The sequence below is a fragment of the Allorhizobium sp. NPDC080224 genome (assembly GCF_050281005.1).
Classification (GTDB): domain Bacteria; phylum Pseudomonadota; class Alphaproteobacteria; order Rhizobiales; family Rhizobiaceae; genus Allorhizobium.
Genome location: NZ_JBNNWJ010000003.1, coordinates 134,796 through 151,912, shown reverse-complemented (window position 1 = coordinate 151,912; position 17,117 = coordinate 134,796). Strand labels below are relative to the sequence as shown.

General features: G+C 58.1%; 19 protein-coding genes and 1 pseudogene. 12 read left to right on the top strand and 8 right to left on the bottom strand.

All coding sequences use genetic code 11. The features are described from left to right. Positions 1 to 119 precede the first annotated feature (119 nt). The 9 genes and pseudogenes from bioB to ACQKP1_RS21260 all read left to right on the top strand — a co-directional run. On the top strand, positions 120 to 1,109 hold the full coding sequence (gene bioB, locus ACQKP1_RS21300) for a biotin synthase BioB (protein ID WP_427276912.1): 990 nt from the start codon (positions 120 to 122) through the stop codon (positions 1,107 to 1,109). Then, positions 1,106 to 2,251 carry an 8-amino-7-oxononanoate synthase gene (locus ACQKP1_RS21295; RefSeq protein ID WP_427276911.1) on the top strand — a complete coding sequence of 382 codons (1,146 nt, stop codon included), beginning with the start codon at positions 1,106 to 1,108 and terminating at the stop codon, positions 2,249 to 2,251. Before bioB ends, ACQKP1_RS21295 begins: the two co-directional genes overlap by 4 nt. Then, positions 2,248 to 2,889 (top strand): dethiobiotin synthase, encoded by a 642-nt coding sequence (gene bioD / locus ACQKP1_RS21290; RefSeq protein ID WP_427276910.1) that lies wholly within the window; start codon positions 2,248 to 2,250, stop codon positions 2,887 to 2,889. Before ACQKP1_RS21295 ends, bioD begins: the two co-directional genes overlap by 4 nt. Further along, positions 2,886 to 4,163, top strand: a complete 1,278-nt coding sequence (locus tag ACQKP1_RS21285; protein WP_427276909.1) for an adenosylmethionine--8-amino-7-oxononanoate transaminase — start codon at positions 2,886 to 2,888, stop codon at positions 4,161 to 4,163. Before bioD ends, ACQKP1_RS21285 begins: the two co-directional genes overlap by 4 nt. Then, positions 4,163 to 5,152, top strand: coding sequence for a beta-ketoacyl-ACP synthase III (locus ACQKP1_RS21280; protein WP_427276908.1), 990 nt, complete (start codon positions 4,163 to 4,165; stop codon positions 5,150 to 5,152). Before ACQKP1_RS21285 ends, ACQKP1_RS21280 begins: the two co-directional genes overlap by 1 nt. Before the next feature lie 537 nt (positions 5,153 to 5,689). Further along, on the top strand, positions 5,690 to 5,914 hold the full coding sequence (locus ACQKP1_RS21275) for a hypothetical protein (RefSeq protein ID WP_427276907.1): 225 nt from the start codon (positions 5,690 to 5,692) through the stop codon (positions 5,912 to 5,914). A gap of 83 nt (positions 5,915 to 5,997) precedes the next feature. Continuing rightward, positions 5,998 to 7,509 (top strand): IS21 family transposase, encoded by a 1,512-nt coding sequence (gene istA, locus ACQKP1_RS21270; protein ID WP_427276906.1) that lies wholly within the window; start codon positions 5,998 to 6,000, stop codon positions 7,507 to 7,509. A gap of 11 nt (positions 7,510 to 7,520) precedes the next feature. Continuing rightward, the gene (istB, locus tag ACQKP1_RS21265) at positions 7,521 to 8,264 is read left to right on the top strand and encodes an IS21-like element helper ATPase IstB (RefSeq protein WP_097143548.1); all 744 of its coding nucleotides are present in this window, start codon (positions 7,521 to 7,523) and stop codon (positions 8,262 to 8,264) included. A gap of 146 nt (positions 8,265 to 8,410) precedes the next feature. Next, positions 8,411 to 8,932 (top strand): annotated as a pseudogene (locus ACQKP1_RS21260) (tyrosine-type recombinase/integrase); the annotation flags it as partial. A gap of 200 nt (positions 8,933 to 9,132) precedes the next feature. On the opposite strand, the gene ACQKP1_RS21255 reads toward ACQKP1_RS21260, so the two are convergent. Further along, on the bottom strand, positions 9,133 to 10,056 hold the full coding sequence (locus ACQKP1_RS21255; RefSeq protein ID WP_427276905.1) for a LysR substrate-binding domain-containing protein: 924 nt from the start codon (positions 10,054 to 10,056) through the stop codon (positions 9,133 to 9,135). A gap of 115 nt (positions 10,057 to 10,171) precedes the next feature. Beyond that, positions 10,172 to 11,115, bottom strand: a protein-coding gene (locus ACQKP1_RS21250) for an IS630 family transposase (protein ID WP_427276904.1) whose coding sequence is annotated in 2 segments (ribosomal slippage) — positions 10,172 to 10,791 and positions 10,791 to 11,115 — 945 coding nt in all. Because the reading frame shifts where the segments join, the coding sequence is not laid out codon by codon here. A gap of 106 nt (positions 11,116 to 11,221) precedes the next feature. Here ACQKP1_RS21250 and ACQKP1_RS21245 point away from each other — a divergent pair. Beyond that, positions 11,222 to 12,127: a DMT family transporter gene (locus ACQKP1_RS21245; RefSeq protein ID WP_427276903.1), complete on the top strand. Its 906-nt coding sequence runs from the start codon at positions 11,222 to 11,224 to the stop codon at positions 12,125 to 12,127. Between the two features lie 159 nt (positions 12,128 to 12,286). Continuing rightward, positions 12,287 to 12,619: a WGR domain-containing protein gene (locus tag ACQKP1_RS21240; RefSeq protein ID WP_167495057.1), complete on the top strand. Its 333-nt coding sequence runs from the start codon at positions 12,287 to 12,289 to the stop codon at positions 12,617 to 12,619. 86 nt (positions 12,620 to 12,705) lie between these two features. Here the strand turns inward: ACQKP1_RS21240 and ACQKP1_RS21235 are convergent, their stop codons facing one another. The 4 genes from ACQKP1_RS21235 to ACQKP1_RS21220 form a co-directional block, all read right to left on the bottom strand. Continuing rightward, positions 12,706 to 13,122 (bottom strand): hypothetical protein, encoded by a 417-nt coding sequence (locus ACQKP1_RS21235; protein ID WP_027488996.1) that lies wholly within the window; start codon positions 13,120 to 13,122, stop codon positions 12,706 to 12,708. Continuing rightward, complete coding sequence (locus tag ACQKP1_RS21230) at positions 13,119 to 13,385, bottom strand: type II toxin-antitoxin system prevent-host-death family antitoxin (protein WP_027488997.1); 267 nt, start codon at positions 13,383 to 13,385, stop codon at positions 13,119 to 13,121. Before ACQKP1_RS21230 ends, ACQKP1_RS21235 begins: the two co-directional genes overlap by 4 nt. Before the next feature lie 123 nt (positions 13,386 to 13,508). Then, entirely contained in the window at positions 13,509 to 13,679 is a 171-nt protein-coding gene (locus tag ACQKP1_RS21225; RefSeq protein ID WP_167495056.1) for a hypothetical protein, read from the bottom strand. A 322-nt stretch (positions 13,680 to 14,001) separates the two neighbouring features. After that, positions 14,002 to 14,310, bottom strand: a complete 309-nt coding sequence (locus ACQKP1_RS21220) for a DUF736 domain-containing protein (RefSeq protein ID WP_136542981.1) — start codon at positions 14,308 to 14,310, stop codon at positions 14,002 to 14,004. Positions 14,311 to 14,764: 454 nt separating this feature from the next. Between ACQKP1_RS21220 and ACQKP1_RS21215 the strand changes: the two genes are divergently transcribed. Next, complete coding sequence (locus ACQKP1_RS21215; protein ID WP_167495055.1) at positions 14,765 to 14,938, top strand: hypothetical protein; 174 nt, start codon at positions 14,765 to 14,767, stop codon at positions 14,936 to 14,938. 3 nt (positions 14,939 to 14,941) lie between these two features. On the opposite strand, the gene ACQKP1_RS21210 is transcribed toward ACQKP1_RS21215, so the two are convergent. Next, positions 14,942 to 15,865 carry an ArdC family protein gene (locus ACQKP1_RS21210; RefSeq protein ID WP_427276902.1) on the bottom strand — a complete coding sequence of 308 codons (924 nt, stop codon included), beginning with the start codon at positions 15,863 to 15,865 and terminating at the stop codon, positions 14,942 to 14,944. 275 nt (positions 15,866 to 16,140) lie between these two features. Next, positions 16,141 to 16,728 (bottom strand): hypothetical protein, encoded by a 588-nt coding sequence (locus tag ACQKP1_RS21205; protein ID WP_153763734.1) that lies wholly within the window; start codon positions 16,726 to 16,728, stop codon positions 16,141 to 16,143. Between the last annotated feature and the right edge of the window lie 389 nt (positions 16,729 to 17,117).

The following is a 17,117-nucleotide window of genomic DNA, read 5'->3' as shown; positions in this document are numbered from 1 at the left end:
ATTATAGATTGCGATGCCGATTTCTGCCGCATATGGTCAGAATAGGTCGGACAGTAATAGATAATCTATAAAAAGCAAGGCCGCCGTTTTGTAGAGTCGAGCAATTGAGGAGTCAAATCATGACCGCTGAGATCGTCAGTGCCGCTGCAGACAGGTCAACCCAAAGGCCATGGACCCTGAGTTCAGCGCGGGCGCTCTATGAATTACCCTTCAACGAGCTGCTCTACAGATCCCACTGCATCCATCGCGCTAATTTCGACCCTAACGAAATTCAGTTGAGCAAGTTGCTCAACATCAAGACCGGTGGCTGTCCGGAAGACTGTGGATATTGCAGCCAGTCGGTGCACGCCCAAGGCATTGCCGCCTCGAAGCTAATGAAGCTGGATGAGGTAATGAGGCAGGCCGTTAATGCGAAGGAAGGTGGCGCAACACGCTACTGCCTGGGTGCAGCCTGGCGTAGCCCAAAGGGAAGGGATGAAGCGGCGATTGTCGCGATGATTAAAGGTGTGAAGTCTCTTGGGCTGGAAACCTGCATGACCTTGGGGATGATCTCACAGGAGCAGGCGGCGGTTTTCGCAGAGGCGGGTCTGGACTACTATAATCACAACCTCGACACCTCCGAACGCTTTTACCCTAATGTCGTCACTACCCGCAAATTCTCGGATCGGTTGGCGACCCTATCACATGTGCGCGAAGCAGGGATGAAGGTTTGCAGCGGTGGTATCCTTGGCATGGGCGAAACGATCGATGACAGGATCGATATGCTTGTGACGCTTGCTAATCTGGCCGAACCGCCGGAAAGCGTGCCCATAAACCTACTTATTCCGATGCCAGGCACCAAGATGGCTGATGTCGCCCCTGTGGACCCCATCGAGTTTGTTCGTGTGATTGCTCTTGCCAGGGTGATGATGCCGACCTCGTTCGTGCGCCTGACGGCTGGGCGAACAGCGATGAGCGATGAAATGCAGGCACTCTGCTTCTTTGCTGGTGCCAACTCCATGTTCATCGGCGACATGCTCCTCACAGCTTCCAACCCGGGCAATGATCGGGATCACAGCTTGCTCACAAGGCTTCGCATGACGGCTTCGGGCAAGGGAGATCTCGTGTGAGCGTCGATCGCCTATTACAATTCAACACTGCGCTCAGTCAGTTGGGCAACAAGGGTCGCTTGCGCACGCTGACGTTCAACTCGGGTGCCGATTTCACGTCGAATGACTATCTAGGCCTTGCCGCATCGCCCGAATTGCGCACCGCTTTGGTCGACGCAATCGCACGTGGTGTCCCTATGGGTGCGGGGGGATCGCGTCTTCTACGCGGTAATCATGAAGAGCACGAAACTTTGGAGCGGGAAGCCGCTGCCTTCTTCGGCTGCGAACGCATGTTGTATTTCAGTAGCGGCTATTCAGCTAATCTCTCGATCTTAAGCACATTGCCGCGGCGCGGCGATTTGGTCATCTATGACTGTCTTATTCATGCTAGTGCACATGAAGGGATCAAAGCTGGAAAAGCAGACGCTGTTGCCGTAGCTCACAATGATCCGGAAGCAATTGAGGATGCGATCCGTACCTGGCGAGCAGGAGGCGGGATTGGTTTTCCTTGGATCGTTTGTGAGAGTCTCTATTCAATGGATGGGGACCAAAGCGCGCTATTTGACTTGGTAGCCATCGCAGATCGCCATGACGGCTTTCTGGTCATAGATGAGGCGCATGCAACAGGAGTGCATGGACATCAAGGAATCGGCTATTCTGGCGAACTAAGGGGTCGCGAAAACGTCGTCGTTCTGCACACCTGCGGTAAAGCACTGGGTGTAGCGGGAGCGCTCGTTGGAGCCAGCAGCGTCCTGTGCAACGTCCTTGTGAATCGAGCGCGACCCTTCATCTATTCGACGGCTCCATCACCTCTACAGGCAGCTTGTGTACGCCACGCACTCCAAGTTCTAGCAAACGAACCGGAGCGACGTCGACGCCTGAAGCAACTCATTGAGAGCGCGAACAAACTGGTCGCATTTCGATTTGGCTCACCTGTAAGCGGTACGCAGATCATTCCTTTGATCATCGGTGACAATAGCCGCACCTTGCGCATCGCAGCAAGAATGCAACGCAATGGCTTTGATTTGCGGGCAATCCGTCCGCCCACTGTGCCTGCAGGCACGGCAAGGCTCCGGATCACAATAACACTGAATGTCGATGAGGCAGCTATCATCCGGATGGTGGACACGCTTGCCGATGTGCTGAAAGAGGAAAAAGTATGACCAGATGCTTTATCGTAACGGGGACAGATACTGGCATTGGCAAGACTGTTTTTTCATCTGCGCTGGTCGGCGTTCTCAACGGCTATTATTGGAAGCCGATACAATCGGGCTTAGACCAGGAGACGGACAGCGAAGTTGTCAGACGGTTGTCCGGTCTTGCCAACGATCGCATTCTCCCGGAAGCATGGCGATTGCGCACGCCTGCCTCCCCACACCTCTCGGCCGCGATCGACAGAGTGGCTATAGTCCCGGCTCAGCTTCGGCTTCCCGACATCGACCAACCTTTGGTTATCGAAGGTGCCGGTGGCCTGCTCGTACCTCTGACACGGAAAATCACCTACATTGAAGTTTTTTCCCAATGGGCTCAGCCCGTCATCTTGTGCGCACGGACAGAACTAGGCACGATCAACCATACGCTCATGTCGATTGAGACCTTGCGGCGGCGCGCAATACCAATCGCGGGGGTTGCCTTCATCGGTGATGAACGTGCCGACACGCAGGAAATCATCGGTGAGATGACAGCGGTGCCGATCCTGGGTCGTTTGCCGATCCTGGGCGAGTTGACGCAAGAGAGTTTGCGCAACGCGTTTGAGGCTCACTTCGATCTTTCTTTTTTGGAAGAATGGGCCGTGGCATGACAGGCAACCCGATCAGGTCGCCGATTTGGCATCCTTTCACGCAGCACAAGCTCGAACCGGCTTTCAAGAAAATTGTCGCAACTGACGGAGCATACCTAATCGACGAAGACGGGCGCTCTATTCTCGACGCAATCTCCTCTTGGTGGGTCGTCACACATAGGCATCGCCATCCAGCCATTACGAATGCAATTCAGCTCGCAGCCGAGCGTTTTGATCAGGTTATTTTTGCCGAATATACACACGACCCTGCCGAGGAATTAGCAAGGGGACTCATTGACTTGACACCGCCTGGACTTGCGCATGTTTTCTACTCCGACAGCGGATCGACCTCCGTCGAAGTAGCCCTAAAGATGGCTCTCGGCTTCTTCCACAACAACGGTGCACCACGTTCGCGCGTAGTTGTTATGCAGCATGGCTACCATGGCGACACAATCGGCACCATGTCAGCCGGCGAGCGTGGCGTATTCAATGCCGCGTATGCGCCACTGCTTTTCGATGTCGACACAATACCTTTTCCAGAGCCGGGTCACGAGCAAGAGACGCTTGACGCTCTTGAGCAATTTTGCCGCAGCGGTGACGTTGCAGCTCTTGTAATTGAGCCTTTGGTACTCGGAGCCGGGGGCATGAAGATCTACCCTGCTCAGCTTTTGGTAGAGTTTCAGCGAATTACGAGGCGGTTTGGCACACTGTTCGTCGCAGATGAGGTTATGACGGCATGGGGGCGTACTGGGACCCTACTTGCCTGCGATCAGTGCGACCTTTCGCCCGACATCCTATGTCTGTCGAAAGGAATTACAGGCGGCGCTCTTCCACTCGCAGTGACTTTGTGCACTGCCGAGATTTTTGATGCCCATCTCTCCGAAGAAAGGCGCCGCACGTTCTTCCATTCGAGTTCCTACACGGCAAATCCGATTGCGTGTGCCGCAGCCGTTGCCAATCTCGACGTATGGCGCGCCGAGCCGGTGGAGGAGCGGGTTCGGGCAGTTGCGGCGATGCATCGCGACAGGTTAGTACGGCTTCAGTCAAACCCGCGTTTCCGGAACGTGCGTCAGCAGGGTACAATTGCTGCGCTAGACTTAGCAGGCAGCAGCGACGGTTACCTCTCGGAGGTCGGGCCACGTCTGCGGGCCTTCTTTCGCCAGCGAGGGATCCTTATTCGGCCCCTGGGCAACGTAATCTACTTGATGCCGCCTTACTGTGTGACTGAAGAAGATCTCGATCTGGCCTATGATGCTATCGAAGAGGCCGCCGATTTCGTCGGAAATACAGTCTGATGAATGTTTCGAGTCAAATGGCGGGGTTGGGCCATTACGTGCCCGCTAGGTGCGTGGACAATATAGAGCTCGAAACGCAACTGGGCCTTGATCCCGGCTGGATTGAACGCCGGACTGGTATCCGGTCGCGTCGGTGGGCGGCCATAGGAGAAACTGTCACAGATATGGCTGTCAGAGCGGCTGAGATGGCACTCGAAGAGGCCAGCGTGGATCGAAAAACCGTAGCGCTAACGCTGCTGGCGACTTCAACGCCGGATCATCTTCTGCCGCCATCTGCACCATTGCTCGCATATCGTCTTGGCTTGACCAACTGCGGCGCGTTCGATGTCGCGGGTGCTTGCACTGGTTTCCTCAACGCGTTGGCTCTCGCTGACAGTTTTGTACGCGCGCACGGCAAACCAGTGCTCGTCGTTGCAGCAAATATTTTGAGCCGGCGGATAAACATGGAAGAGCGTGGGAGTGCCTCTGTGTTTGGAGATGCGGCTGGCGCGATACTTCTTTTGCCCTCCAAGACTCCAGACAGTGGGATTATCGGCGTTGAGTTTATCCAGGAGGGACTACACTACGATTTGATTCAGGTTCCGGCTGGTGGAAGTGCGCAACCTTTTGAGCCTGGCACAGACTTTAGCAAACTGCGCATGACCATGCGCGACGGTCAGGCAGTTTTCGTTCATGCTGTTCGGATGATGGCGAAAACAGCAGCTCTGGTAATGCAGCGGTCAGGTCTCGAGGCCAAGAACATTGACTGCTTCGTACCCCATCAGGCGAATTCGAGGATGATTGATGCAGTCTGCGACAAACTCGGTATCTCACCAGCCGTCACGGTTCGAAGCATAGCGGAATTCGGAAATTCCTCAGCAGCAACTATTCCACTCTCTCTCTCCTTGGCTAGGAAAAGCGCTGAAACTGCTAGTGGCGGGTGTATTCTGATGGCTGCGGCTGGTGCAGGTATGACATCCGGTGCAATTTTATGGAAACACGAAGCATAACCGTTTGCTCCACTTTTACCTTGATGGCTCCTAGCTTCGATAGATTGCAGCTCCAGGAAAAATGTTGTGCGGAAGAAATCTACGATTAGGTTTTATAACTCACTCTTACGCCGACTGCTATTTTTAGAGTTGTAAGCGACTGATCAAGCAGGCCTGTGGTTCAAAGTTTGTCTTTAGGTACCTCAACCAGACGGACCGACACCCTTCACTCGGAATGACCGTATCAAGCGTCGCGGACGGCGCCGTGCAGCAAGAGGTTCCGTTGATGCCCGACTGGCTTAAAGCAATATCTTCATGGCATGGCGGCATGGTTCGGGTTGTTCAAGCTCAAGCTCATGTAAAGATGGTGTCACAACGATGACGTGATGAGCAAGCAGGAGCGCGCTCCTAGCTGCCTCCCCCGTGCTGTAATCGCTCGCAGAGTAGTCGTTTCTGATGCTAACGCAGCCAAGAGTTGACTGTCCACTTTCGGGTCCGTCATCTAACTGTAAGGTGTGCGTTCTCCTTGTGGCCAATGGTGACCATAGGAGAACTGAAATGGGTATCTCACAATATGATCCTGGCGCACTGGGTCGACCGGCTTGGAACGCAGGCAAGCAAGTTGGCGTCAAGAAGCCCCTGAAGCAGCGCCAGATCTGGGCAATCCGCTTCTTTGCGGATTCCGGTCTGAAGCCGGCCGGCATTCCGATTAATTACCGGCCACCGTTCCGATTTGAAGCCGGCCACTATTCCAATCAATTACCGGCCGGTTCTCGGCTCTAACGATACCCCTTGGGTCAGCAACTTTGGCATCAAGCCTCCCGGTACACGAGGAGAGTTTGATGCCGGCAAATAGAAGGCTGACCATGAGACAATTACGACAGATGCTCCGGCTTGCCGGAAGCGGAACAAGCAGCCGCGAGATCGCGGTGGTGCTGGGCGTTGCTCGCAGCACGGTGCAGGATAATCTGAAGCGGGCGGCGCTTGCGGGTTTGACCTGGCCCTTGCCCGGAGAGCTGACCGACGATGCGCTTGAACATCGTCTTTTCGCCCGCGCTGGGGTCAAGCAGGGGCAGCGGCGAAGGAAGGAGCCTGACTGGGCTGAGCTTTCGATCGAGCTGAAGAAGCCAGGCGTGACACTGCTGATCCTTTGGGAAGAATACCGTAGCGACCATCCCGACGGTTACGGCTACAGCCGCTTCTGTGAACTGTTCCGCGGCTTCGAGCAGCGCCTGTCGCCGACGATGCGCCAGGAGCATGCCGCCGGCGACAAGGTCTTCGTGGACTATTCCGGAAAGAAGGTGCCGATCGTCGATCGCAAGACCGGCGAGGTCCGTGAGGCGGAACTGTTCGTCGGCGTACTCGGCGCATCGAGCTACACCTTTGCCGAGGCCACGTGGACCCAGACCTTGCCGGACTGGATTGGCTCGCATGTACGCATGTTCGCCTTTTTTGGTGGCGTGCCACGGCTTGTGGTGCCTGACAACCTGAAGTCCGGCGTCAACCGTGCCAGCTTCCATGATCCTGAGATCAACCGCAGCTACGGCATGATGGCATCCCACTACGGTATCGGTGTCCTTCCGGCTCGGCCGCGACGCCCGAAGGATAAGGCCAAGGTCGAGAACGCCGTGCGCTTTGCTCAAAGCTGCATCCTCGGCCGCCTGCGCAAACAGACATTCTTCTCGCTTGCCGAGGCGAATGCCGCGATCACTGATATGCTCGCACGCATCAACGATCATGTCATGCACCGGCTCGGTGTCAGCCGTCGCCATCTCTTCGAGACGGTCGAGCGTCCAGCCCTCGCAGCCCTTCCTGCCGAGGATTACGAGTTCGCCGAATGGCGGCTGGCGCGGGTCTCGACGGATTATCATGTCGAGTTCAAGACCTTCTTCTATTCGGTCCCGCACGGCCTCATCCGGAGCCAGGTCGATATCCGCGCCACCGCCCGGATGATCGAGATATTCCATCGTGGAAAGCGCGTCGCAGTGCATCAGCGCCGATATGGGGGGCCGCGCTTTGGCACCGACCCCGATCACATGCCGAGTTCGCATCGTCGATACGCCGAATGGACACCGGATCGCTTCCGGCGCTGGGCTGCATCGATCGGCCCCGAGACCGAGGGGCTGATCACCGCCATCCTCGCCAGCCGGCCGCATCCCGAACAGGGCTTCAGAACATGCCTCGGCATCCTGCGCCTCTATCGTGATCTTCCCCGGGAGCGCGCCGAGACTGTGTCGGCGCGTGCCGTCGAGATCGGCGGCCTGACCTGCAAAACCATCTCCGCGCTCATCGCCACCCACAAATCCAACAGACATTCCGCCGAACCCGCCGCCGTCATGGAGCACGCCAACCTGCGCGGCCCCGGCTACTTTCATTGAGGATCAAGATCATGCTGACCAATCCCACCATCGACATGCTACGCGAACTCGGCCTCTCCGGCATGGCAAGCGCCTATCACGAGCTTGAGGCCCAACCAGAAGTGAGGAGTCTCGAGCATGGCGAATGGCTCGCTCTTCTTCTGGAGCGCGAGGCAACCATGCGCCGCCAGAAGCGCTTCGAGGCGAGAGCCCGCGCGGCAAGGTTGCGCCATGACGCTCAGGTCGAGAACATCGACTTCCGCGCTGCCCGTGGCCTTGACCGCAATCTGTTCCTGAAGCTCGCCGGCTGCGACTGGATCAGGCAACATCACAGTCTCCTGCTCATCGGACCCGCCGGCGTCGGCAAGAGCTGGCTGGCCTGCGCACTCGGACACAAGGCATGCCGCGAGGACTTCTCCGTCGCCTATCATCGCCTGCCGAGGCTGTTCGCCACTCTTGCACTGGCGCGCGGCGACGGCCGCTATCCCAAGGTCCTCAAGGCGCTAGCCAGAACAGACCTACTCATCCTCGACGACTGGGGCCCCGAGAAGCTCAGCGACGAGCAGCGCCGTGATCTTCTGGAGATCGTTGAGGATCGCTATGAGAGGCGATCCACCATCGTCACAAGCCAGGTGCCCGTCGATCACTGGTACGACATGATCGGCAATCCGACGCTCGCTGACGCCATCCTCGATCGCTTGGTCCACAATGCCTACCGCATCGAACTCACCGGCGAGAGCTTGCGAAAGCAGCGTCCGCTACCATCCGACGCTTGACCCCACGACAATCCAGAGCCATTCAAAACAACGACCCAAGGGAGCATCGACTGGCCGGCTTCAAATCGGAATGCTGGCCGGAATGAAATCGGAATGGGTGGCCGGCTTCGTTTCGGAATCAATGGCCGGCTTCATCGGAATACGCATTCTTCCTGGACCGTGAAGGAAGGATGCGAGATCGGGCGCTTTTCGATCTTGCCATCGACAGCAAGCTCCGCGGCTGCGATCTGGTAAAATTGAAAATCGGAAGTCTCGTGACTGGTCACGACATTCGAACTCGGGCGACGGTCGTCCAGCAGAAAACTGGACGACCCGTGCAGTTCGAAATCACGACGGAGGTCAGAGCTAGTCTGCTTGCCTGGCTTCAACGAAGGGGAGGAACAGTCGATGACTATGCCTTTCCCAGTCGCGTCGGCCACGCAGATCATCTTAGCACTCGGCAGTACGCCCGACTGGTCGATGAGTGGGTGACAGCGATCGGGCTTCGTCGGGAGGACTACGGTACGCATTCCCTGCGACGAACGAAGGCTGCCATGATTTACAAGGCCACTGGCAATCTTCGAGCGATCCAGATCCTGCTTGGCCATACCAAGATCGAGAACACAGTCAGGTACCTCGGCGTGGACATTGAGGACGCACTAGAATTGGCCGAGCGGACTGAAATCTGAATGCGGGCGGCCCCGCACGCCGTGGGGCCGCTCCTTTCCCCGGAGAGCCTTTCAAAGGACTCGATCCGCTTTGCGCTTTGATAAGGGCCACAAAGTCATTGCCCAGACCTCCCACAAGCAGCCGTTCTTCGCCTGGTGCAGATCGGCGCCGTTAAACAGTTAACGTTTGAACTTCCCCCGAGCGGACCAGCGACCGGCCGCTAGCCTCCGCTTGCTTCCGATGCGACCCAAAGGAGAAATGCTGCAACAGAAGAGGTATCCGGCGTATCTGCTTTCGTGATGAGATCATAGCCAACATCCAAAGTCATGGTCTGCGAGCTGACCTGCACAAGCAACCCGCTTGCAACGAGATCGTGTAAGACTGGTACACTTCCCAACAGCAATCCCTGACCAGCGATCGCGGAACCAACAGCCATGTTGTAGTCGGCGAAAGTGAGACGTCGTCTCGGCTGTGTGTCTGAGCCGAGATTACCGGCGTGCCGAAACCACGCATCCCAGGTCCAAACCCTGCGCGTTGTCTCGGCCCACACCAGAGGGGTCGTATCCCAATCAATCAGCGGCAGGTCCGAAAAACTGTCACTTTGCCCGATCTGTGCAGCAAGTGGTTTTCCCGCAAAAACGGCCAGAACCTCATTGAACAGACGATAGGAGCGCAGCTCTGTGTCTTCTCTATTTTTCTCGCCGAAACGGATCGCGATGTCGGCTTCGTTCCCCCCTATGTCGATCAGATGGGACGAAGTGTTGATCAGCACGTCGACATCCGGAGCGACCTTCTGGAAGCGATGGAGACGGGGGACGAGCCATAAGGAGGCAAGTGATGGTTCGACCGAAAGGACCAAGCGGCTACGCTTGTCGAACCGACGGATCTTTTGAACACCGAGCGCCAAATTTCGGAAGCCGCCGTTGAGATCGGAGACGCCAGCAGCTCCCGCCGCAGTCAATCGCAGACCGCGCCCGCTCCGCTCAATCAGTGATGTACCGAGCTGTACTTCCAGTTTGCGTACGAGTTGCTTCACGGCAGCCGGAGTTACGCCGAGTTCACGGCTAGCCTTCTCAAAACTGAGCGTACGGGCGGTGGCGGTGAAGGCGCGAAGTGAGTTCAGCGAGGGGAGCCAATCAGACATAAAGTTAGTTTATCTTACCTTTACCGATGGAACAAATGCTTTGCCATCAGATGAAAAGGGCATCAAAGCTGGGGAGCAATTGACAATCATGCTCATGAGTTAGAGCACGTCCGCTTTACTCGGGATCATATCCGCACGATTTGAAGTAGTTGGCGCATTCTTGTGGTTCGAACAGCGTGACGATCTGGCCGACGGCATTCCATAAGCCCTCGACCGTTCGCTCGGCTTTGGCGCGCAAGACGGCCTTGAGCTTAGCGAAGGCCTTCTCGATGGGGTTGAAGTCTGGACTGTATGGAGGAAGGTAGAGCAGCCGGCACCCTGCACCTTCGATTGCGAGACGCACACCCTCCGCTTTATGTGCCGGCAGATTGTCCATGATGACGATATCGCCGGGCACCAAGGTTGGAACGAGAACCTGTTGCACATAGGCCTGGAACGCGACGCCGTTCATCGCACCGTCGAGGACCATGGGCGCGGTCATGCCAGATAGCCTGAGCGCGCCGGTAAACGTCGTTGTCTTCCAATGGCCGTGAGGGACCGGTGAACGGCATCGATCTCCGCAAGGGGCTCGTCCGCGAAGCCGGGACATCTTCGTGCTCAGGCCGGTTTCATCAATGAAGACGAGGCGGGCTGGATCGAGATCGAGCTGGCCGTCGAACCAGTCCTGGCGACGCTTCAGCAGGTCAGGACGGTCCTGCTCCAGTGCATGTGCGGTCTTTTTTTGAAAGTCCAGCCGCGTTTTCGCAGCCAGACGTCAAGCGCACTGCGGCCGATCGATACGGCTCTCTCCACATGCAATCGCAGAACCATCTCGTTGAGTGTGATGTCCTTCGCCTCTTCGATCATGCCGATGATGAAGTCCTCGTGAGCATCCAGGCGCGAGCCGCCGCGTCGCCCCTGTTTCGCCGGGGTCAACCGACCCTGCCGCGCACTCGCAATCCAGGCGATGGCTGTCGAAATTCCAATCCCAAATCGTGCTGCCGCTGAACGCGCCGACATGCCATCGCGTGACGCAGCCAGAACGCGGCTACGCAGATCATCGCTGAACGCTCGGGTCATATTGCCTCCGACCAAATCACCAGTCGGAGCGATGGAATCAGAATTCGGTAGCCAAGGGAATCCTCAACGCGATTCCGCGTTCAATGGACGTGCTCTAGTGCACACAATGCAACGATTGGACCCGACGTTCGCGGCTTCGGCGATCACACTGTTCACTGGAATTCTCTGGGGTGCCTATTGGCTTCCTGTCCGGGAGCTTGCTGAATTAGGCTACCCGGGATCCTGGGGCACGCTTGCGATCACGGCCACAACGGCGGCGATGCTGCTGCCATTCGTGGTCGCGCGGCGCAAGACATTCGTCCAGGCAGATATCCTTACGTTATCCGGTATTGCCTTGGGCGGCGTGGCCTTTGCGCTCTACTCGATCAGCTTTCTCTATGGCCGCGTCGGCATAATCATATTGCTGTGGTTTTTCAGCCCGCTCTGGAGCGTGTTGATCGGACGCTTTGTCATGGGCTGGGAGACGCCTGCTCTCAGGTTCGTGGCTGTGCTGCTTGGCATAGCAGGGCTCTCCGTCCTGCTCGGGGCAGGCGGAGAAGCACCATTACCTCAAGGGCGCGGGGAGTGGATGTCTCTCGCTGGCGGGGTTCTGTGGTCAGTATCGACGACGATGATCAGGGTCCGGCGTCCGGTGACCGCCGTAGAAGCGGCGTTTATGTTCGCACTCGGCGCTAGCATCGCCTGTATCGTTGCGTCGCTCTTTCTTCAGGATGTCTTCGTCGTGCCTACACAAGATGTCGGAACTGCCCTCAGTATCGTTGTGGGTACGGCATTGCTATGGTGGGCGTTCTCCGTGATGGCGCTTCTGTGGGCCGCCACGCAGATCAATCCAACACGCGTCTCACTGCTCCTTATGTCCGAAGTCCTGGTCGGCGCCGCTACAGCAAGCCTGGTCGCCGGCGAACACCTGCACACGCATGAAATGATCGGGGGAGGACTGGTGCTCGTGGCTGGCCTACTGGAGGTTTTACCTCAAAAGCGAGTGCACCAAGAGGGTGGCGTTAGCGAGTAGCGTCCACCCTGTCATTTGGTTGAGTAAGCTGTTGGGTAGGCTCATCTGAATGTCTGATACTTCGGCTCGTGCGCCAAGAGCCGACTGTCCGCTTTCGGCCCCAAAGCCGCATGCCGAAGGCGGACAACCCAAACACGACTGCATCGCCAGATCACGAAAATGAATCGATCACGCCCGAGCGATTCAAAACTCTCGTTGGACCTCGATTTGAACAAACACGATCATGCCGGCATGATCAGTCAGCCATATAAGCTCTATGTAGAGAGGACGGACGCCAAGAAAAAAATGGCCCGCTTTTACGCGATGTCGATCGAGCCGAACCTGTTTGGGGAGGCATGCCTGACGCGGCGATGGGGACGGATTGGGACGAACGGTCAGATGAAAACTCATCAGTTCGAAAAGGAACAGGCCGCTGTTGACCTCTTCCTTGAACTCCTGAGGCAAAAACGCCGCCGGGGATATCGGGCAATAGGCTGTGTCAGCTCGCAATAAACTCTCGACGATACTGCCGCTGGCAAAAGAAAGTGTGAGGGCGGACCTTGGTCTTCTCGAACGGAGACCCTGCTGTCCACACTCCGCTATCTCGATCGGCTAACTTCCGCAAAGGACTTTCGACGGGCAATAAATTCGCGCAGAAGCGGCAAAAAGAATGCCTTGCTGAAGTGACCAAGCGGAGGCTCAGGCTCCAGATAGAATGACCGGCCTATGATATCGCTGTTGAACTCATCCAGGATGAGCCACAGTGGAAGATCTGCATCAAGACCCGCGCGTCGCTTTTCGATGGTCGGGATCTCGACGGCAAAACGATTTCGGTCGGGCATCTTTGTCGTGATCGGAAAAAACAGGACAAGATCGCCACCCGACCTCGCGATCCGCACGCCGACAGCCACAGGACGGTTCTTGCGCCCTTCCGTTTCTCCCTCGTTTGCCTCATGGCTCCACAGATATGGATATCGAACTACCGCAGCCGTCTGGACCTTGTCGTATACGCTCATCGACTCGTCTCATCAGACTGGGCGTAGGCATCGACGGCCTCTTCAAATTCAGCAAACAGCTCGTCGGACATTGTCTCCAGTCTGCCGACAGAGCGACGATCCGACTGGCGCATAAGACGTTCGTAATCGTCTATGTTCAGCAACACCAATCGCGGCTTGTTGCGTTGGGTGATGGTGACAGGGTGTCGAAGTGCCTCGGCGATGATATCTCCGGATTTCCGAGAAAGGTCGCTTGTCGTGTAGGAGCCGTTCCTGCTTGTCATGTGGCCAGCCTCAATACGATTAGGGTCAAAGGGTCTCAGTGCTGTTTATACAGCATATACAGCATTGGTGTAAATAATGTATTCGTGGTCGCACGGTGGAGGGGTTGGTAGAGATCACCGCCGTCAGAAAGGCGGCTCTGCCTCAGCCAGGCCCTCCATCTCGGCAGCCGCGACGATCAGCTCCGCCAGAGCGCATTCCAGTTCGGCCTCGATCTGGCGACGCTCGGCGCCATCAACAGCGTTGCGCAGCTCGACCCGCAGTTCTTCGATCTGGATTTCGAGTTCGTAGGTCATCTTCGTCTCCTTGACGTTTGTGAAAGATGACAGGCGGGTCCGAGAGGGGATGGCGGGGTCAAGGATCGCATGCGCGACCGGCAGAGCCGGTGAGTGGGGGAGCCGATTTGCGGAAGCTGCCCTTGAGGGCAGGTGGAGCAAATTGGGGGAACCGCTCATCCTCGAGGCCGGTGTCGCCGCTTGGCACAATCATGCATTCTGAGCAGCTTCTCCGTTCACAGTATGCCACCAAAAAAGCCGGGCCTGGCTCGATGCCAGATCCGGCTTTGACTTCTCCGGCAGGAGAGTGGGCTCCGCCGATGGCGGAGCCTCGTGATCCTGATCAGTCTCGGTTCGGGCGGGACCAGATGAGCTGGAGGCCATCCTCGCCCTCGACCTCTGCGAGCGTCGCGTAGATCGGAGCCGGGAAGCTCGGATCGTCGAGCTTGACCGAGAGGTAGTCGCGGCCCTCACCGGAGGTCTTCTGCCAAGCGGCGCCGAGCTCAACGGTACCCGCATAGACGCGGAACTGCGGGCCCTTTTCGGAAGGGTTTTCGACCCGGGCGATGCGGGCCTTGACGTTGAGGGCGAGTGTACGGATCGAGCCCGTGAAGCCATTCTCGGTGGAGGTGAAAGTGCCGATGGTAGCCATTGTCGTATTCCTTTTCTGGTGTTCGGGCCGCGCCCATCGCGGCCTCGATGGCAGTCGACAAGACCGGAGACGATCGGACCGCACCCAATAGGGCCGTAGTGAAATGGAGGGCGGCAAGTCGCAGATTTGTTAGCGGGAGAGGAGGAAGGCGCAGCCTTCCGGGGTAAGAAATCTGAGCCTTGTCGTTGCGGGAAGACGATCGAGGCGCAGCCGGACTCCGGTCAGACATGCCTCATCGAGCCCGCAGATGGGCTGCCTGAAAACTCTGACGTGAGGGATATGGCAATGGTGTTCCGACGCACTCGCCCGGGCACTAATGTTCTTGCGCCATCCCCCACTTCTGCCGTCGTTGCTTGTTTCAGTCGGGGACTGGAAGCCCTCACATGGTAGACCCGCTTGCCCAGCTTACACTGTGCGATATCGTTGCACTCGCGAATCGCAGCCTGGAGGATCAATGCGCCAGCAGACAAAGCCGTTCATCATTGAGCGCAAGCCATCCCGCAAACCCAAACTCGACGCTCAAAAACCGTCAATCTGGGGAAGGCTGGGCGGTGACATCGCACAAGGTCTCAAGGACGAACGTGATGAGGAGCACGCGGTCGCCACAGGCGGTGACGACCGCGCCTGAGCGTCAGGCCGCAGCCTTCACCTCCGATTCCGGCTGTAGGGAATGCAGGAAACTCACCGCGCGCTGCGCATGGGCTGCCGCCTGGAAGATCACTCGCTTGTCGTTGGCCAGCACCGATAGCCAGGACTGCAGGTAGGACGCGTGATCGGGCCGCGGCTCGAGCTCTGGCGCAATGCCGAGATCGGCGCAAAGGAAGCAACTTCCAAGCTCGGCAATGAGCTCTTCGCGGGCACGGTCCGTCCGGTCCTTGGTATAGCGCGAGAGATCACGTCCGACGCGATGCGCCGCCGCTGTCCAATGGGTCAGCTCATGGCTGAGGACGGCCGCGTGCCCAGCAGCATCGCGAAACGCTTCGAAGGGCGGCATCTGGATAAAGTCCTTGATCGGCGAATAATAGGCCTGGTTGCCGCCGTGCCGGATCACGGCGCCGGTGTTGCGGAAGAAGAGATCGGCGCGCGCTATTCGCTCGACAGGATCCCGGACCTTGGCCGGCGGGGCATGATAGGTGTCGGGCAAACCATCGATTTGCTCGATATTGAACACAGAATACGCCTTCAGGAACGGGATTTCCCGATCGACATCATTGCCGTTTCCGTCGGCCACCGACTTGGTGAACCGGCTGGCGAAGACAACCGTCGAGCCCGTTTCGCCTTTCCGCACGGCCCCGCCCAGTTCGAGGGCCTGTTTGAAGGTCATCCACATCGAGGAGGAGAAACCGCGCGATACCTGCTCTGACCACAGGAGCAGCACATTCATGCCGGAATAGGGGAGGCCATTGTGGCGCACCGGCCGGCTGATGCGACTATGCGTGTTGGCGGCGCTCCATGGTTTCATCCAGGGGCGCACGCCCTGTTCGAGATCCTCTACGATCCGTTCGGTGATCCTCGTATAGATGTCGATGCGATCGTTATCCGTTTTCCTGCCCATGACTTCCTTCTCCATTTCTCAGAACCGCGTCTTTCGCGGTCCGTCACGGAGGTCTGAAGTCAGGGGCCGATGGTGCGCCCATGCACCGGAACGGCCGCAACAGCGTGGAGGACGGCGAAGCCGTTGCTTGGGTGCCCGGCTCCTGCAGGACCGCCGAGCGGGACAGGCCGCGACAGGTACGTCTCCAGCTTTACTTTTCGACAAGGAAAAGGCCGGCGCTGTCTGGCGCCGGCCCCGGGGAGGAGAAAGGGGCGGGGTCATCACCGCCGGTGGTGTTATCCGAGAGCCGCCATCTGCGCTTCGGCAGCCTTGCGATCAAGAGAGGCGCCGGGGTTCTCGACCGGCCGGTCGAAGGGCTTCCAGGTCTCGCCGACCACATGCTCGTAGGCAGCAACCGCGCCTTCGGCTGCCATTCGGAGCGCGTGGGACTGGACGCCCATGTCGGCTGCGAACTCGCGCTTGCGCTGGGCCGCGCTGTCATAGCCGACCGGACCGTCTAGGTCCTCATCGCGGGCGTCGTTCGACGCCTTGGCGGTCGCGTCGCGCGCCTCGGTGACGGCGCGGGAGTAAAACTGCCCGGCGCCATGCGCGGATCCGACGAAGGCTCCGACGATACGCTGCAGATGGATCTGCATGGCCTTCTCGCCGATGCCATCGGAGAGGCTCTCGGCGGTCTCGACGATCAGCCGCTCATGCAGGCTACGGATGCCATCGCTATCGACGATGGCCGTGCCGAAGCTTGTCGCGATCTTATGCGCCTGGATTGCATCGGGGCAGGAGAGGCGGACCATTTCGAGGGTGGTACCGCGGCGAGATTGAGAGACCCGTGCGTTGGAGCGGTTGGGGGTGGCGGGCTTGGCCATGTCTGTTCCTTCCTTGGCTTCCGAAGCGGTTCCGGCCCGTGCCGGTCTGCCCTTCGATGCGGGCGACCAGGAACCGGCAAAGGGCGGGCGGCTTCAAAGGTCCGATCCGGCTGAGCCAGCGGGGCAGGGTTGCGAGCCAGCAGGTCTTGACCTGAGCAGACCGCGAGCCTGCCCTCGCGCAGAGAGGCTGGATCGGCCGCCACGCGGCGCGACAGCGGCCTTGAAACGATCGGCCGCCGGTTCAGACCGCAGCAACAAAGAAGGGCAGTCCGGCTCGGGTCCGATATCAAATGCAAGCCCGAGAGGGACGGCATGGCCAAGCCCGCCACCGAAATAGACGCCAAGACCGTATGATGGTGACCAAGCCGCCCCGCTACTCCGCGTCAGAT

Excerpts from the sequence above, each read along its gene's own strand:
- bioB (WP_427276912.1), top strand. The coding sequence starts at position 120 with ATGACCGCTGAGATCGTCAGTGCCGCTGCAGACAGGTCAACCCAAAGG.
- bioD (WP_427276910.1), top strand. The coding sequence starts at position 2,248 with ATGACCAGATGCTTTATCGTAACGGGGACAGATACTGGCATTGGCAAG.
- ACQKP1_RS21285 (WP_427276909.1), top strand. The coding sequence starts at position 2,886 with ATGACAGGCAACCCGATCAGGTCGCCGATTTGGCATCCTTTCACGCAG.
- ACQKP1_RS21280 (WP_427276908.1), top strand. The coding sequence starts at position 4,163 with ATGAATGTTTCGAGTCAAATGGCGGGGTTGGGCCATTACGTGCCCGCT.
- ACQKP1_RS21275 (WP_427276907.1), top strand. The coding sequence starts at position 5,690 with ATGGGTATCTCACAATATGATCCTGGCGCACTGGGTCGACCGGCTTGG.
- istA (WP_427276906.1), top strand. The coding sequence starts at position 5,998 with ATGAGACAATTACGACAGATGCTCCGGCTTGCCGGAAGCGGAACAAGC.
- istB (WP_097143548.1), top strand. The coding sequence starts at position 7,521 with ATGCTGACCAATCCCACCATCGACATGCTACGCGAACTCGGCCTCTCC.
- ACQKP1_RS21255 (WP_427276905.1), bottom strand. The coding sequence starts at position 10,056 with ATGTCTGATTGGCTCCCCTCGCTGAACTCACTTCGCGCCTTCACCGCC.
- ACQKP1_RS21245 (WP_427276903.1), top strand. The coding sequence starts at position 11,222 with ATGCAACGATTGGACCCGACGTTCGCGGCTTCGGCGATCACACTGTTC.
- ACQKP1_RS21240 (WP_167495057.1), top strand. The coding sequence starts at position 12,287 with ATGAATCGATCACGCCCGAGCGATTCAAAACTCTCGTTGGACCTCGAT.
- ACQKP1_RS21235 (WP_027488996.1), bottom strand. The coding sequence starts at position 13,122 with ATGAGCGTATACGACAAGGTCCAGACGGCTGCGGTAGTTCGATATCCA.
- ACQKP1_RS21230 (WP_027488997.1), bottom strand. The coding sequence starts at position 13,385 with ATGACAAGCAGGAACGGCTCCTACACGACAAGCGACCTTTCTCGGAAA.
- ACQKP1_RS21225 (WP_167495056.1), bottom strand. The coding sequence starts at position 13,679 with ATGACCTACGAACTCGAAATCCAGATCGAAGAACTGCGGGTCGAGCTG.
- ACQKP1_RS21220 (WP_136542981.1), bottom strand. The coding sequence starts at position 14,310 with ATGGCTACCATCGGCACTTTCACCTCCACCGAGAATGGCTTCACGGGC.
- ACQKP1_RS21215 (WP_167495055.1), top strand. The coding sequence starts at position 14,765 with ATGCGCCAGCAGACAAAGCCGTTCATCATTGAGCGCAAGCCATCCCGC.
- ACQKP1_RS21210 (WP_427276902.1), bottom strand. The coding sequence starts at position 15,865 with ATGGGCAGGAAAACGGATAACGATCGCATCGACATCTATACGAGGATC.
- ACQKP1_RS21205 (WP_153763734.1), bottom strand. The coding sequence starts at position 16,728 with ATGGCCAAGCCCGCCACCCCCAACCGCTCCAACGCACGGGTCTCTCAA.